Origin of the sequence: Janthinobacterium sp. PSPC3-1, assembly GCF_049896105.1 — a bacterium.
Lineage (GTDB): Bacteria > Pseudomonadota > Gammaproteobacteria > Burkholderiales > Burkholderiaceae_D > Janthinobacterium.
Genome location: NZ_JAFCTQ010000098.1, coordinates 1 through 697, shown reverse-complemented (window position 1 = coordinate 697; position 697 = coordinate 1). Strand labels below are relative to the sequence as shown.

Here is a 697-nt window from a genome sequence, read left to right as displayed (position 1 = left end):
ACCAAGACCGACAAGGTCGACGCGCAGTTGATTGCCGACTTTGCCCATGAGCGCCAACCGCAGCCGTGGACAGCGCCATCGCCCGCTGCACAAGCACTGCGCGCCATGGTGCTGCGCCTGGAGGCGCTGCAAGCGATGCGACTGCAGGAGACGAACCGTCTCGATGTCGCGCGTGAAGCGGTACGCCAAGGTATCGAAGACCACATTGCGTGGCTCGATAGGCAAATCAAGGAACTCATTCGCGCCATCAAGCGCCATATCGACGATGATCCGGATTTACGCGACAAGCGCGAGCTGCTTGACAGCATTCCTGGCCTGGGAGAGCGTACGATTCCCGTCCTGCTGTCGTACTACGCCGACACGGAACGCTTCGATAACGCCAAGCAAGCCGTGGCGTTTGCCGGCCTCGATCCACGCCAGCACGAGTCAGGATCGAGCGTTCGTGGCAAGCCGCGCATGTCGAAGATCGGCCATAGCTTCCTGCGCAAAGCCCTGTATATGCCGGCTATGGTGGCCGTACACAGAACCGAGTGGGGTAAGCGTTTCGGTCAACGGCTTAACGCAGCTGGGAAGGCGCCGAAGCTGATCATCGGCGCCATGATGCGCAAGCTGGTGCATGTGGCATTCGGTGTGCTCAGGTCTGGAAAAATATTTGATCCGACCTTGCACAACGCTTGACGGGGATAACAGTATCTAC

Annotated in this window: 1 protein-coding gene; it reads left to right on the top strand. The window is 59.3% G+C overall.

The features are described 5' to 3' along the window. Positions 1–678: IS110 family transposase (locus tag ACP7B7_RS31640; protein WP_426079365.1), on the top strand; the 678-nt coding region annotated here is incomplete at its 5' end. Between the last annotated feature and the right edge of the window lie 19 nt (positions 679–697).